The organism is Pseudomonas sp. GW821-FHT07F01, from assembly GCF_059418825.1.
The window spans coordinates 128,102-142,466 of sequence record NZ_JBWKQO010000005.1 but is presented as its reverse complement, the minus strand read 5'-3'; the positions used below and the strand labels follow the sequence as shown (position 1 = coordinate 142,466).

Annotated in this window: 10 protein-coding genes; 4 read left to right on the top strand and 6 right to left on the bottom strand. The window is 63.0% G+C overall.

Annotated elements, in window-relative coordinates:
• Positions 1-51: 51 nt before the first annotated feature.
• From AC07R1_RS18935 to AC07R1_RS18925, 3 genes are all read left to right on the top strand, one after another.
• Entirely contained in the window at positions 52-726 is a 675-nt protein-coding gene (locus AC07R1_RS18935; protein ID WP_019093010.1) for a response regulator transcription factor, read from the top strand.
• Positions 719-2,050, top strand: coding sequence for a sensor histidine kinase (locus tag AC07R1_RS18930; RefSeq protein ID WP_053160007.1), 1,332 nt, complete (start codon positions 719-721; stop codon positions 2,048-2,050). The genes AC07R1_RS18935 and AC07R1_RS18930 overlap by 8 nt, the downstream gene beginning before the upstream one ends.
• Positions 2,051-2,282: 232 nt before the next feature.
• Complete coding sequence (locus AC07R1_RS18925; protein ID WP_011063360.1) at positions 2,283-3,185, top strand: LysR family transcriptional regulator; 903 nt, start codon at positions 2,283-2,285, stop codon at positions 3,183-3,185.
• Between the two features lie 24 nt (positions 3,186-3,209).
• Here the strand turns inward: AC07R1_RS18925 and AC07R1_RS18920 are convergent, their stop codons facing one another.
• The 5 genes from AC07R1_RS18920 to AC07R1_RS18900 all read right to left on the bottom strand — a co-directional run bounded on the left by AC07R1_RS18920 (position 3,210) and on the right by AC07R1_RS18900 (position 12,876).
• Positions 3,210-5,945 carry a winged helix-turn-helix domain-containing protein gene (locus tag AC07R1_RS18920; RefSeq protein WP_019093008.1) on the bottom strand — a complete coding sequence of 912 codons (2,736 nt, stop codon included), beginning with the start codon at positions 5,943-5,945 and terminating at the stop codon, positions 3,210-3,212.
• Between the two features lie 294 nt (positions 5,946-6,239).
• Positions 6,240-7,604, bottom strand: a complete 1,365-nt coding sequence (locus AC07R1_RS18915) for a DUF1329 domain-containing protein (protein ID WP_011063362.1) — start codon at positions 7,602-7,604, stop codon at positions 6,240-6,242.
• Between the two features lie 30 nt (positions 7,605-7,634).
• On the bottom strand, positions 7,635-9,524 hold the full coding sequence (locus AC07R1_RS18910) for a DUF1302 domain-containing protein (RefSeq protein ID WP_495110840.1): 1,890 nt from the start codon (positions 9,522-9,524) through the stop codon (positions 7,635-7,637).
• Between the two features lie 338 nt (positions 9,525-9,862).
• On the bottom strand, positions 9,863-11,545 hold the full coding sequence (locus AC07R1_RS18905; protein ID WP_019093006.1) for a fatty acid--CoA ligase: 1,683 nt from the start codon (positions 11,543-11,545) through the stop codon (positions 9,863-9,865).
• A gap of 146 nt (positions 11,546-11,691) precedes the next feature.
• Positions 11,692-12,876, bottom strand: a complete 1,185-nt coding sequence (locus tag AC07R1_RS18900) for an MFS transporter (RefSeq protein ID WP_210671075.1) — start codon at positions 12,874-12,876, stop codon at positions 11,692-11,694.
• Positions 12,877-12,963: 87 nt separating this feature from the next.
• Here AC07R1_RS18900 and AC07R1_RS18895 point away from each other — a divergent pair, with 87 nt between their 5' ends.
• Positions 12,964-13,737 carry an AraC family transcriptional regulator gene (locus tag AC07R1_RS18895; protein ID WP_041119820.1) on the top strand — a complete coding sequence of 258 codons (774 nt, stop codon included), beginning with the start codon at positions 12,964-12,966 and terminating at the stop codon, positions 13,735-13,737.
• On the opposite strand, the gene AC07R1_RS18890 is transcribed toward AC07R1_RS18895, so the two are convergent.
• The gene (locus tag AC07R1_RS18890; protein ID WP_011063367.1) at positions 13,721-14,350 is read right to left on the bottom strand and encodes a LysE family translocator; all 630 of its coding nucleotides are present in this window, start codon (positions 14,348-14,350) and stop codon (positions 13,721-13,723) included. The two genes, AC07R1_RS18895 and AC07R1_RS18890, sit on opposite strands and share 17 nt — an antisense overlap.
• Positions 14,351-14,365: the final 15 nt, after the last annotated feature.

Genomic DNA, 14,365 nt, shown 5'->3' with positions numbered 1-14,365 from the left:
TTCCGCTATCCTTCGGGCCATCGAGTGCCAAGGGTCCAAGGGGACGTTTCCGTGCATATTCACCTGCTGCTGGTCGAGGACAACCTTGACCTGGCCAATACCGTCATCGAGTACCTGGAAATCGGCGGCATCGTCTGCGACCACGCCAGCAACGGCCAGACCGGCCTTAACCTGGCCCTGAGCCAGCATTACGACGTGATCCTCCTCGACATCATGCTGCCGCGGCTGGACGGCCAGCAGCTGTGCGAACAACTGCGCCAGCACGGCAGCCAGACCCCCATCCTCATGCTCACCTCGCTGGATGCCCTGTCGGACAAGCTCGCCAGCTTTGCCGCCGGTGCCGACGATTATCTGGTCAAGCCCTTCGAACTGGCCGAGCTGGTGGCCAGGATCCGTGCCCTGAGCCTGCGCCGCAGCGGCCAGGCCAGCCGCCTGCAGGTGGCCGACCTGGTAATGGAGCTGACCACCCGCAAGGTCAGCCGCGCCGGCCAGGAGCTGCACCTGTCGCCCATCTGCTGGACCCTGCTGGAATGCCTGATGCGCGCCAGCCCCGAGCCTGTCACCCGGGAACGCCTGGAGGCGACGATCTGGGGCGACGAGCCGCCCGACAGCAACACCCTCAAGGTGCATATGCACCGGCTGCGCAAGACTGTGGACAAGTCCTTCGACCAGCCCCTGATCCACACCCTTCCCGGTATTGGCATACAGCTGAGGTCACATGCGTAACGGCCTGAGTTTGAAATGGGTGATCAGCGGCAGCTTCCTGCTGCTGATCGCCGTGGTACTGCTGATCTACAGTCTGCTGCTGCCGGAATACAGCGTCCGCGGCCTGCTCTACACCGCCAGCGCGATGATGGAGGAAGAAGCCCAGTACTTCGCCAGACACTACAACAAGGACCCCACGACCCCGCCGCCGCACAACTATTTCTATACCAGCGTCATCGGCAAGGAGGCGCTGCCCGAGAAGGTCCGCCAATTGCTGGACACGCCCCCGAGCCTGTCCTTCGGTGCAGTCCAGGTCTTTGGCGATCTGGATTCCGATGACGACGATGAAGGCCGGGCGATCCTTGCCCAACCCCTGGCGGACGGCAAGACCCTGTACATGTACGACGTCGACCATGACCAGGAAGAAGGCGGCGAAGTCGAGACGCCACTGTCCGACGCCTACCTGGACCGTGAACTGCACGGGGTGATTTTCATCAGCCTGGCGGTGTTCATACCGGCGCTGATCATCATTGCCCTGCTGGTCTGGTGGCTGGTGCGGCCCCTGGGCCGCCTGTCCCAGTGGTCCAGTACCCTCAAGGACCCCGACACGGTGGCCGGCGAACGGCCCAATTTCAGCTTCAAGGAATTCAATATGCTCGCCGACGCCCTGGCCCAGAGCATGCAACAGGTCCAGGCTGCCAGCCTGCGTGAAGGCCGGCTGCTACGCTACACCAGCCATGAACTGCGTACCCCGCTGGCAGTGCTCAAGGCCAATATCGAGCTGCTGACCCTGCAATCCGGCGGCGCCCTGCCGCCGCCCCTGCAACGTATCGAACGCTCGGTGCTGAACATGCAGCGCATCGCCGAGACCTTGCTGTGGATGAGCCGCGAGCTGCCCGAAGCCCTGCCCGAGGAGCCCATCGACATGAGCGGGCTGGTCAACGAGCTGATCCAGGAGCAGCGCTACCTGATCGGTACACGGGATATCGAACTGACCCTGGACATCAGCACCACGCCCTGCCGCCTGCCCCTGACCGCCTGCCGAATCGTGGTCGGCAATTTCCTGCGCAACGCCCTGCAATATGCCGATGACGGCACCATCGAGATCCACTTCGACTACCCGCGCCTGCGCATTCTCAACCGCATCCGCGAAGCCAAGCAGATCGAGCCTTCCAGCGACTACGGCTATGGCCTGGGTCTGGAACTGATGCGCCAGTTGTGTGCCCGCCTGGGCTGGCGCATCGACGTGCTGGTGGAGGAGCAACGCTTCAGCGTCACCCTGGACTTCGACGCCACCCCGACCGAGGAAGCCCCGCCCGCCGACCCCGGCGAGGAGAGTGCCTGAAGCCAAGCGAGGAAAAATGTGCTCGCAAGCGATGAAAAAACTGCCTTGGTCATGCCCTCCCTCCCGGCACTTGTGAGTATTGTTGCGGGACAAAAAAACACGCCGGGGGAGCCTTGCCGGTGCGTAACTTGCTTGCATCAAGCGCACTGCATGCGCGGTGATGCATGCAAGTCCCGGGTCACCCTGACCCGGCCGCCCTTCCCCCGTGCCCGGGCAAAGAACGAGGTTCGCTGTGGCTGCCTACAATCTGCGTCAACTGAAGTACTTCATCACCACCGTCGAGTGCGGCAGCGTCGCCGAGGCATCACGCAAGCTGTACATTGCCCAGCCGTCGATCTCCACCGCCATCAAGGGCCTGGAGGACAGCTTCGGCGTGCAATTGCTGATTCGTCACCATGCTCTCGGCGTCTCCCTGACCCCCAGCGGGGCACGTTTCTACCGCAAGGCCCAGGAGCTGCTGCGCATGGCCAAGGAGTTCGAGCAGAACGCCCTGGCAGACAACGACGTGGTCGCCGGACAGATCGACATCGGCTGCTTCGAAACCGTGGCACCGCTGTACCTGCCACAGCTGATCGCCGGCTTCAGCGCGCTCTATCCCGGGGTGGAAATCCGCATCCGTGATGGCGAGCAGCAGGAACTGGTACAGGGCCTGACCGGTGGCGCGTTCGATCTGGCGATCCTCTATGAGCATGACCTGGACGGCACCATCGAAACCGAGCCACTGATGCCGCCGCAACGGCCTTACGCCTTGCTGCCGGCCGGCCATCGCTACGCCAAGCAGCCCCAGGTATCGCTGCGCGACCTGTGCCTGGAGCCGATGATCCTGCTGGATGTGCAACCGAGCCGCACCTATTTCGTCAGCCTGTTCGAAGAATTGGGGCTGACGCCGCAGATTGCCTTCAGCTCACCGTCCATCGAGATGGTGCGCGGGATGGTCGGCCAGGGCTTCGGTTTCTCGATCCTGGTCACCCGCCCCCACTCGCCTTTTTCCTACGATGGCAAGCCGGTGGTGTGTGTCGACATTGTCGAGGACGTCACAGGTTCAGGCCTGGTGGCCGCCTGGCTCAAACGTGGCCAATTGACCAAGCCGGCGCGGTTGTTCGCCGACTACTGCAAGGAGCACCTGGCCCGCTAGCCCCGGCAGCCAGTGGCGCAGCGCCTACCCCAGCAACCCCAGCTCCTGGGCCCGGGCCACGGCCTGGGTCCGGCGCTCTACCCCCAGCTTGCTGTTGATATGGCTGGCATGGGTCTTCACCGTATGCAACGAGATGAACAGGCGCTCGCTGATTTCCTGGTTGGAGCAGCCCTGGGCGATCAACTGCAACACTGAAAGCTCCCGGGAGCTCAAGGACTCGTTATGGGCCACGATCTCCTGAGGTTCACGCGATGCTGCCGGCAACCGCTCCAGCAACGCCTGGGTCAGGGCTGTCGATACGCCCTGCTGCAACTGCTCACGCATCCAGCCGGGATGGCCATGGAGCAATGCCATGAACGGCTGCACCGCGCCTCCAACCCCGGCCTCCAGAGCCTGGGCCAGGTCCTGGCGGGCCTGCGGACCGCGACCGGCCGCCAGCAACAGTGCGGCTTTTTGGGTCAGGGCCATCACGCTCAGCAACTGCCGCCCGCTTTGCTGGCCATGCTCGACCAACCGATTCAAGCGCTGCTCCGCCCGGCCCAGATCGCCCTTGATGCTTTCAAGCTGGGCTTGCTGCAATTCGATGTGCAACGGCAGTTGCGGGTGGAACTCCGGTGGCGCCGCCGCCTGTTCGCCGGTGTAGGTCTGGCCCAGGCGGGCCAGCCAGGCTTCGGCCAGATCGGTACGCCCCTGGGCCAGCCACAGCTCGCATTTCACCAGGGTGATCATTGCCAGGTAATAGATCGGTGGCACGTCCCAGATGTGCATCAAGCGCTCGGCTTCCGCCAGCTCGGCGAAGGCTCGGGAGAACTCGCCACCCAGGCCTTCCTGCTTGGCGATCACGCAGTGACCGATCAGCACGCTGATATCGCGACAGGCCCGGGCCTCCACCAGGCCGGCCTGCAAGCGCAACAGGCCGGCCTCGGGCTGGGCGCGCAGGGTCAGCAGGTAACCGTCATACAGGGTCAGCCGGGCCCGCACCGCATACAACCGCTGGGCCGACAGGCCCTGCAGGCGCCGCAGCCCCTGGTGTACCTCCTCCTGCGCCCGCAGCACTTCGCCGCGGGCCTGCAGGACCCGGGCACGGTCGTAGTGGGCCAGGGCTTCGAACAACGGATTGCCGACCCGTTGCGCCAGCTCCAGGGATTCGCGATTGAGGCTGCGGGCCCGCCACAGATCGGCATCGGTAATGGCCAGGTTGGACAAGGTCGACAGGCACATCAGGCGCTGCCCATAACGTTTGGGCGGCAGGCTTTCCAGGGCCTCGCTGCAATAGGCCAGGGTGTTTTCCCGCTGGCCGCGGCCACGGGCGATGATTCCGCTCAGGGCCAGCCATTGCGCCAACATCGACTTCTGCGCCGTGGCCGAAGGGGCCGGCAGGAAACGACTCAGGTGATTGGCCAGTTCCTCCGCCGCATCCAGCTGGCAGGCCAGGCCCAGGGCCCAGCTGTAGAGCACGATCAGCCGCGGCGTGCTGATCAGCAGGCTGTCGGGCAGGTCCATCTTCCAGCGCAGCAGCATGCCGACGTTCTGCTCCGCCAGCAGTTGCTCTTCGGACAGGTTCTGCACCAGGTTGGCCGCCACGTCTAGGTGCCCGGCGCGCAGCGCTTGCTCCACCGCTTCGTCGAGCAGCCCCTGGGCGTTGAACCAGCGGCAGGCGCGCAGGTGCAGGCTGGCCGCTGGCACCAGGGCATTGGCCGTGGGCCGGCTGCGCAGCAGGTCGGAAAACAGGTGGTGATAACGATACCAATGGCCGTGTTCATCCAGGGGCACCAGGAATACCTGGTGGGCCTGGAGGAAACCCAGGATCTCGGCGCTGTCATGGGCTTCGCGCAGGGCATCGCACAGCTCGGCGCAAAACCGCTCCTGGGGCGCCGTGTCATACAGGAATGACTGCACTTCGGCGGGCAGGCAGTCGATGACCTCTTCCAGCAGGTAGTCGCGGATCAGCCCTTCCCCGCCATGCAGGCCCTGGGGTAGCGCGCCCCCGGCTCCCGCCTCGGATGCCGCCAGCAACCAGAAACGCAGCCCGGCCACCCAGCCTTCGCTGCGCTGAATCAGGTTTTCCAGGGCTTCGCCGCGCAGCGAACTGCTGTGCCGGTCGAGCAGGCTCAGGGATTCGTCATGGGTCAGGCGCAAATCCTGCTCGTGCAGCTCCAGCAGTTGCCGGGACAACCGCAGCCGCGCCAGGTGCCAGTCCGGGCGTTGGCGGCTAGTGACCAGCACCAGCAAGCCATCGGGCAGGTGATTGAGAAAAAACTGCAGGCAACGATCGAGGACCGGCCCCTGGGCCAGGTGATAGTCGTCCAGCACCAGCAATAACGGACTGGCACCGGTCAATTGCACCGCCAGCTCATCCAGCAGGCCGTCCAGCCACTCTTCAAAAGCGAAGGGCTGGTGACGCTGACGCATTTTCAACAGGCCCAGGGACTGCCGTCCCAATTGGGGAAAGTACTGCTGCAGACCGGCCAACAGACGCTCGAGGAAGCGCCCGGGATCGCTGTCCCGGCGGCTCAACCCCAGCCACAGGCTCTGCCAGTTATCCGGCAGGCCCTGGCAAAACTCCACGGCCAGCGAGCTCTTGCCAAACCCGGCAGGCGCACAGACCAGCAGCAATCGCCCCTTCAACCCGGCGCCCAGACGCTCGCAAAGACGCGGCCGCTGCACGTATCCATCGGGCAGGGGGGGTCGATAAAAACGCCCCTCCAGAGCGGGGATCACCGCGCTGGCAGGCCGTTGCAGGGGGGACAGGTCAGTCATGGCCAACTCTTATTGATGTACGGTTGTCGGCGTAGCAGATGTCCGCAGACTAGCGGTAAAAGGCCACCTGTTGAAGATTTTTGCGACCATTCGGGTGAAAAAGACTATGAGCAAATTGGTCAGATAACTCTGAATGATTAAAAGATATTTCGTTTATTTATTGATTAAGTGGCTAATTAGTTTCGAGAAAGCCGTCTGTACCCGGATGGATTCCAAGGCCGGGCCCTCAGGCAAAAAAAAGCCCCGAACCAGGTCGGGGCTTTTTCCGAGGATGCGGCCTCTATTTGCAGCGGCTCAGCGAACCCCGTCCTGACGCAGGGCGGCTGGGGTGAAATCGCTGGTGGTGGCGGTGAAACCGAAGTCGTAGGCCTGTTTCTCTTCGTTCTTCATGCCCAGGGCCAGGTAGCGGCCGGACTGCAGGTCGTAGAGGGTTTCCAGGGCGTACCACGGCACTTGCTTGTCGTAGTAGTTCTCGGCGTGAGCCTCGGCCACGCGCCACAGCTGGCCACGACCGTCGTAGTGGTCGATCACCGCTGCCTGCCAGGTGTCTTCGTCGATGTAGAAGTCACGCTTGGCGTAGATATGGCGCTGGCCTTCCTTCAAGGTTGCCACCACATGCCAGACCCTGCGCAGCTCATAGCGAGCCAGGTCCTGGTTGATGTGGCCGGCCTTGATGATGTCGGCGTACTTCAGGGTCGGCGAGTCGAGCTTGTAGCTGTCGGAAGCGATGTACATCTCCTTCTTGCCTTCCAGCTTCCAGTCGTAGCGATCCGGCGCACCGTTGTACATGTCCAGGTTGTCGGAAGTACGCAGGCCGTCGGCAGCGGTACCCGGGCCGTCATAGGACACTTGCGGGGCGCGGCGTACGCGGCGCTGGCCAGCGTTGTAGACCCAGGCCGAACGCGGCTCCTTCACTTGGTCGAGGGTTTCGTGCACCAGCAGCACGCCACCGGCCAGGCGCGCTGGCGCGGTCACTTTCTGCTTGAAGTAGAACAGGATGTTGCCCGGGTTTTTCGGATCGTAGTCCTTCATCTTGTCGCGGAACACGAACTGGTCCTGGAAGTACACCAGGCTGTAGGAGCCATTGGCCTGTGGCGTGGCCTGGGTCACCAGGCGGGTCACACTGCCACCGCGATAGCGGGTGATGTGGTTCCAGATGACTTCCACGCCGCTTTTCGGGATCGGGAACGGAATCGCGGTTTCGAAGTTCTCCAGGCCGTTGCCGCCGGACACCAGGTTGGTGCTGGTGGCGTTGCGCTTGATCGCGGCGAACACGTCAGCCGGCACGGTGGCCCCGCGATGGGACGGGTAGACCGGCATCTTGAAGGTTTCCGGGTAGCGCTTGAACATCGCGTACTGCCCCGGCGCCAGCTTGTCCTTGTACTGCTCGACGTTCTGCGCGGTGATGGTGAACAGCGGCTGCTCGCTGCCGTAGGGGTTGGACAGGAAACCCTTGCTGTCCACGGTGCCAGCATTGGTCGCCAGTGGCTTCCAGGCCGGAATGGTGCCGGCGGCATTGCCGGCCATTTCCGCGCCCATCGGCGTCAGGCTGGTACCCAGCTTGGCGGCTTCATCGGCCGAGACCGCGGCCATGACCCCGGTGGCCAGCAGTGACAGTCCCAGCACACCGACGTGCAACAGACTCTTGGTGATTTTCATATTGTTGTTCTTCCTGAAAATGCAGTGTGCTTAGAAGTTCACGCCAACGCTCAAGGCGAGGAAGTCCCGGTCATCCACGGTGCTGTAGTCGCCACCGAAGAAGTTGGTGTAGGCCAGGCTCGCGGTGTAGGTGTTCTGGTACTCGGCATCCAGCCCCAGGCTGATGGCCTTGCGGCCTTCTTCGAAGTTGCCGCCAGGACCTGGCGAGTAACCCTTGACGTCATGGGACCAGGCCACGTTCGGCTTGAGGTTCACACCAGCGAACACATCCGGGTACTCCCAGATGGCACGGCCGCGGTAGCCCCAGGAGGTGGCGGTGGTGAAGCCATCGTTGTTGCAGTTGGCGCTCAGATTGCTGGCGTCTGCACCAGGACCTGCACCGGCAATGGTGGTGGAGTTAAGCGCACGACAGGTGTTTTGCCCGCCGGTGGCTGGCAAGGCGCCAGGACCAAACACCGGATCACGTCCATAGCGGACATCCGACTTGCTCTCAAGGCCTCCGACGTGGGTAACCCCCACCTCACCCACCAGCGTCAGACGGCTGGCGCCCATGACCTGATCGAAGAAGTGCGTGAAGGTGGTCTGGAACTGAGTGACTTCCTTGCGGCGATAGCCGTGAAGGTCCTGCCCCGCTACACCTTCAAGCAGCGAGGCGTTGGTGTATGCCCCCTTCAGAGGTCGAACGGCGGAATAGAGAATATCGGTAGAGTTGAGTTGTACAGGCGCATTCGGCCGGTAGCTGATTTCACCGCTCCACGCCGTCCCCGTAGGCAGGGTGGTGGAGAAACTCAAGCCATACAGGCGAATGTCTTCTGGATACTCAACGAAGTACTTCGAATTACCGGCGATCCATACCGGCGCCAAAGTGCCGAAGCCAGGAGCAATGGCGTAAGCCGACTGTGGCGCAGCCGTGGCACTGAAAATCGGCGCCCGGCTGTGATAGTTCATGAAGTAGGCGCCGAACTCGGTGTCCAGCGGCTCGAAGTTGTAGTGGAACGCCGCACCGAACTGGCCGCTGTCACGGGCATCGCGGTCGCCACTGCGACGCACCAGCGTGCCTTCTTCGTTGACGTCGACGCCACGAGCCTGCATCGCGGCCAGGGCCGCGCGCCCCGGCGCCGTGGCGGCGATGGTCGAACGCTTGGCCAGCAGTCGCAGGTTGTCGTCACAGCCGTCGGAAATGTTGTCCGGCTGCGAGAAGAAGGTGCCGCAGTTATCGGTAACGGTCTGGTCCCATTCCAACTGGTAGAAGGCTTCGGCCGACAGGTTCTCGGTCAGGTTCTGGGAGATGTAGAACATGTTGACCGGGATCAGGCCTTCCTTGATCTCGGCGCCAGGACGGCGGAACGCCGACACATCGATGGGGTTGATCGAGTTGATACCGCCACCGATGAAGGTACTTTCGCCCCAGCTCACCACCTGCTTACCGAAACGCACGGAGCCCGGCTCATCGGCAATGGAATAGTTGTGATAGATGAAGGCATCGAGAATCTGCCCGCCGGAAGACTTGGCGCCCTCTTTACGGTTGTCGTTGCTGACGTTCTTGAAGTCCAGGTCTTCGTCCTGGAGCTTGAAGTCATACCAGTACTTGCCACGGACAAACACACCGGTATCGCCGTACTTCAATTCCAGGTCATGGATACCCTTGAAGATCTTCGAGAAGGTCTGGCCCTTGTTGAAGTTCAAGTGGCCGTCATCGGTGGTCTGGGACAGGCCCTTGCCGCCGTTGTTGACCCCGATCAGGTCCTTGTTGCGCCCGGCGGTCGACCAGCTGGCCCCCACCGACAGGGACGAATCGAAGCTGCCTTCGATTTCACCGATGTTGAAGCTGACGCCGAATGCCGGCCCGGCGAGCGTGGAGGCGAGACCGACGGCCAGGGGCAGTTTCGCCCGGCGCCAGAACTGGTTTGCTGATGTCATCGACGCTACTCCATGTGCATTATTGTTATGGCAGTACGCTTTTCTGAAAACGCTTCGAATACCGGTTGAATGAACACTTGTCCCGGCTCCGAAGTTGCGTGGCGCGAGCCCCCCGCAATGCTCCGTCGTTCAGAAAAATCCGTGAACGGACTATATCCAGCAGGGATTACTGCTTGATCCCTCTAAAGTGTGATTTGCAGCCACCCACCGCACTGGAACAGCCCTTTGCCATAACCTTTGAAAAACGGCGCGGCAAGAATGACTGAAAAATCCGTGAGTACAAGGCAAAGGCTTGCCGGGTGGGCATGCCGTGCCCGAGCGGGCACGGCCGGGGACGCTCAAAGCGTGGAGAGGAAGGTGCTGTTGCTGGCCTGCCACTCGCTGATGTCGACGCGGATGCGCTTCTTGTCGAGCTTGCCAACGCTGGTCTTGGGAATTTCAGTAACAAGGGCGATCTGACTGGGAATCGCCCACTTGCTCAGGTGGCCCAGCTCGACGAAGGGCTTGAGGTGTTCCTTGAGCTCGCGGGCGCCAATCTCATGGCCCTCGCGGATGACCAGCAGGGCGAATGGGCGTTCGCCCCACTGCGGATCGGCGATGCCCACCACTGCTACTTCACGTACCGCCACGTGGCGGCTGATGAGGTCCTCCAGGTCCAGGGAGGAGATCCACTCGCCACCGGTCTTGATCACGTCCTTGATCCGGTCGCGGATGTCGATCACCCCCATGCTGTCCAGGGTCGCCACGTCACCGGTATGCAGCCAGCCGCCTTCCCAGAGCTCGGCGCCTTTTTGCGGTTCGTTGAAATAACCTTCGCTCAGCCAGGGCGCCCGCAGCACCAGCTCGCCCTGGGCCTCGCCGTCCGCCGGGAGGAAGTTGCCTTCGGCATCGATGATTGCCGCTTCCACCAGCGGCCCCGGTACCCCGGCCTTGATGCGGTAGGTGGTGCGCTCGTCCTCGCTGCCCGCCATCAGTTCATCGTTCAGGTGTGCACAGGACACCAGCGGTCCGGTTTCCGACATGCCGTAGGCAGCCGTCAGCTGGATGCCCTTGGCCTTGGCCGCCTCGTACAGCGCGCGGTTCAGCGCACTGCCGCCGATGACGATCTTCCAGCCGCCGAAATCCGTACCCTGGGCTGCCTTGGCATTGAGCACCATCTGCAGGATGGTCGGCACGCAGTGAGAGAAGGTGACCTTCTCCCGGCGCCACAGCTCCACCAGGTACTCCGGGTCGTAGCGCCCGGGATAGACCTGCTTGAGCCCGAGCATGGTGGCCACGTACGGCAAGCCCCAGGCGTGCACGTGGAACATCGGGGTGATGGGCATGTACACATCGTTGGTGCCCAGCAGGCGCACGCTGTCGATGGCCCCCATGATGGTGGACACCCCCAGAGTGTGCAGCACCAGTTGGCGGTGGGTGAAGTACACGCCCTTGGGGTTGCCGGTGGTGCCGGTGGTGTAGAAGGTGGTGGCCACCGAGTTCTCGTCGAAATCCTCGAACGCGTACTGGGGGCTGGCGGCGGCGAGCAAGGTCTCGTACTCGCCCACCAGGTTCGGCAACTCGGCGGTTTTCTCCGGGGCATCGGTGAGCAGCAGGGTTTTCTCCACCGTGGTCAGGTGCCCGGCAATCGCCTGGTACAGGCCGACGAACTCGCTGTTGACCAGCACGAAGCGGTCCTCGGCATGGTTCATGGTGTAGAGAATCTGCTCCGGCGACAGACGCACGTTGATGGTGTGGATCACCGCACCGATCATCGGGATGGCAAACATGCACTCCAGGTAGCGATGGCTGTCCCAGTCCATGACCGCCACGGTGTCCCCCGCCTTGACCCCGGCCGCGGTCAGCACATTGGCCAGGCGCGCCACCCGCTCGATCAGGGTCGGATAGGTGTAGCGCAACTGGTCACGGTAGATGATCTCGCGGGTTTTTTCGTAGCGGGTGCCGGACATCAGCAAGCGCTTGATCAGAAGTGGGTATTGGTAGGCGCCTTCGGCGGGGGGAATAACGCGAGTCTGCAACATAAGAATCCCTTTTCTGACGGCTCGGTCGTGACTGGAGGATAACCACTCTAGAGCTCCTGCGCGCCCGCTAAATCAGCCAAAGGAATGATTTGCAGGGCCGTACAAATACTAGCTTCAGGCCAGTATTGTTACGGCCCTGCACGACCTCAGGCGCTTTGCCCCACTGCCGCTTCCGCGGGGGTGCGGGGAAAGGCCAGCGCCGCGGCAAACGTCAGCGCCGCGACCCCCGCCAGGACCAGGTACAGGCCGCTCAGGCCCTCACGCGGTTCCACCAGAGCAATCAGCGGAATCGCCGTGGCACTGGCACCGAACGACAGGCAGTAACGCAAGGCGAAGACTCGCGACTGCCACTGGGGCGCAACGAAGTTCGCGACCATGGCATCGTTCACCGTGACCTGGCCGAACACCACGAACATGAAGGCCGCACCCAGGACGATCACGCCCCAACCCTGGCTGTCGGCCATCGCCAGCAGCAACGGGGCCTGGAGCAGGGTCAAAATGATGAACGGCCACTTCAGGCTGAAGCGGTGCAATACCCGGCCGATCAACAACTGCGCCACTGCGCCGAAGGCATAGGCCAGGCTGACCACCACCCCCAGGGTCTGCGGCGAGGTGAACAATTCATGCAGGCGTTCCTGGAACAGCTTCGGGTAAGTCATGGTGGTGGCGTTGAAGACCACCCCGCCAGTGGCTGTGGCCAGGGCCAGCACGCCGAACACCAGGAACATGGAGATCTGCTGCCCGCCCTTGCCCTTGAGCGGCACATGGGCGCGTGCGGGGGCAGGCTCGTCACGCACCTGCAAGGCAAAGCCGACACCCAGAAGGATGGCCACGCTCCCCGGCAGGATGAACGCCGAGCGCCAGCCGAACCGCGCCACCAGCAAGCCGGTAATCAAGGCCGAGAAGGCCACGCCGAGGTTGCCCCACATACCGTTGATGCCGATCTCGCGCCCGCGATTCTGCGCATAGGCCACCAGCATCGCGGTGCCGACCGGATGATAGATAGCGGCGAATATTCCCATCAGGGTCAGCCCGATCACCAGCATGCTCGGGCTATTACTGAGCCCGGTGAGGATCGAGGCGCCACCGATGCCGAAGAAGAACAGCAGCATCATCTGCCGCCGACTCCAGTGATCCCCCAGCCAGCCGGCCGGTAGCGAACAGGCGCCAAAGGCGATGAAACCGCCCAGGGACAGACCGATCAGCCCGGCATAGTCCAGGCCAAAGGCCTGGGTCATGCCCAGCACGGCAGCGGGAAAGATCAGCATGAACATGTGATCGATGACATGGGCGGCGTTGACGTAGCGGATGACGTTTCGGGCTTGATTCATGGCGACACACCGGGGGTTGGTTGTTGTGCCGCCTATGCTAATTTGGCAATCCACCGCATTTCTGACAACAAAGTCATTGGACCGGACATGTTAATCGACCACTTCCACCATGGGCCGGTCAGCGCCTATCCCCGGGACTACCCCGACGCCGCGCATCAACCGTTGCACCGCCATCGCGAGGCGCAGTTTCTCTACGCCGCCTGCGGCACCATGCGCCTGGTCACCGCCCAGGGCGCCTGGGTGATCCCACCGAGCCGGGCGGTGTGGATCCCGCCACTGGTGGAGCATGAAATCTTCATGGTCGGCGAGGTGCGCATGCGCTCTCTGTTCATCGACCCGGAGCTGTCAGCGCCCGCATTGCGCCAATGCTGCGTCCTGGCGGTCACACCGCTGCTGCGGGAGTTGATCCTGCGTGCCGTGCAAGGTCCGGAACAAGCGGAAAACCCCTTGATCCAGCAATTGATGCTGGAAGAAATCGCCGCCCTGGAAAACCTTCCGCTGCACATTCCCATGCCCCAGGACCGGCGCTTGCAAGCCATCTGCCGGACCCTGATACAGACCCCGGATCACCCCCACACCCTGGAAGACTGGGCGCAGCAGGTCGGCGCCAGTTCACGAACCCTGGCGCGGCTGTTCCAGCAGCAGGTGCAGATGAATTTCAATGCCTGGCGCCAGCAGGTGCGCCTGATGGAAGCCCTGCCACGCCTGCTCGCCGGGGAAAGCGTGCACAGCGTGGCCGACTCGCTGGGATACGGCAGCGCCCGGGCCTTCAGCGCGATGTTCTGCCGTTTGCTCGGGGATACGCCACGGCATTACGTGGCGGCCCTGAATCAGCTCAGCGCAATCAATGCATCTCGGTGAAGGCCAGCTTCACGCCGATGGCGATCAGTACTGCGCCCATGGTGCGGTCGAACCAGTGGCCCATGCGGGCAAAGCCGGCACGAACCCGCTGCTGGCTGAAGAGCATGGCCACCAGGCAGAACCACACAGCGGTGGCCACCGCCAGATACACGCCATACCCGGCCTGGATCGCCAGCGGCGTATGCGGGTTGATCACCACGGTGAACAGCGAGAGAAAGAACAGCGTCGCCTTGGGGTTCAGGCCATTGGTGACAAAGCCTGAAGTGAAGGCCCCACGCGCAGTGCGGACCCCGGCTTCCTTGTGCAGGTCGTCGGCCGCCGGTTTGGCCGGCTGGGCACGCAGGGCCTTGTAGCCGATGTACAGCAGGTAGGCCGCAGCCAGCCACTTCAGTGCGTTGAACAGAACGATGGACTGGGAAACGATCAGGCCGATCCCCAGCAGCGAGTAACCCACGTGCAGGAAGATTGCGCAGCCCACGCCCAGCGCGGTCCAGGTGCCGGCTCGACGGCCGTGGGTCACGCTTTCACGCACCACCACGGCGAAGTCCGGGCCGGGGCTGGCCACTGCCAGAAGATGGATGAGGGCAACGGTCAAGAACTCGGTGAAGTACATGCAGGCTCCTGTGTA

What these genes read in the sequence shown, in the direction of transcription:
- AC07R1_RS18905 (WP_019093006.1), bottom strand. Translation starts at nt 11,545, where the DNA reads ATGTTGCAGACTCGCGTTATTCCCCCCGCCGAAGGCGCCTACCAATAC.
- AC07R1_RS18895 (WP_041119820.1), top strand. Translation starts at nt 12,964, where the DNA reads ATGTTAATCGACCACTTCCACCATGGGCCGGTCAGCGCCTATCCCCGG.
- AC07R1_RS18915 (WP_011063362.1), bottom strand. Translation starts at nt 7,604, where the DNA reads ATGAAAATCACCAAGAGTCTGTTGCACGTCGGTGTGCTGGGACTGTCA.
- AC07R1_RS18930 (WP_053160007.1), top strand. Translation starts at nt 719, where the DNA reads ATGCGTAACGGCCTGAGTTTGAAATGGGTGATCAGCGGCAGCTTCCTG.
- AC07R1_RS18910 (WP_495110840.1), bottom strand. Translation starts at nt 9,524, where the DNA reads ATGACATCAGCAAACCAGTTCTGGCGCCGGGCGAAACTGCCCCTGGCC.
- AC07R1_RS18890 (WP_011063367.1), bottom strand. Translation starts at nt 14,350, where the DNA reads ATGTACTTCACCGAGTTCTTGACCGTTGCCCTCATCCATCTTCTGGCA.
- AC07R1_RS18900 (WP_210671075.1), bottom strand. Translation starts at nt 12,876, where the DNA reads ATGAATCAAGCCCGAAACGTCATCCGCTACGTCAACGCCGCCCATGTC.
- AC07R1_RS18920 (WP_019093008.1), bottom strand. Translation starts at nt 5,945, where the DNA reads ATGACTGACCTGTCCCCCCTGCAACGGCCTGCCAGCGCGGTGATCCCC.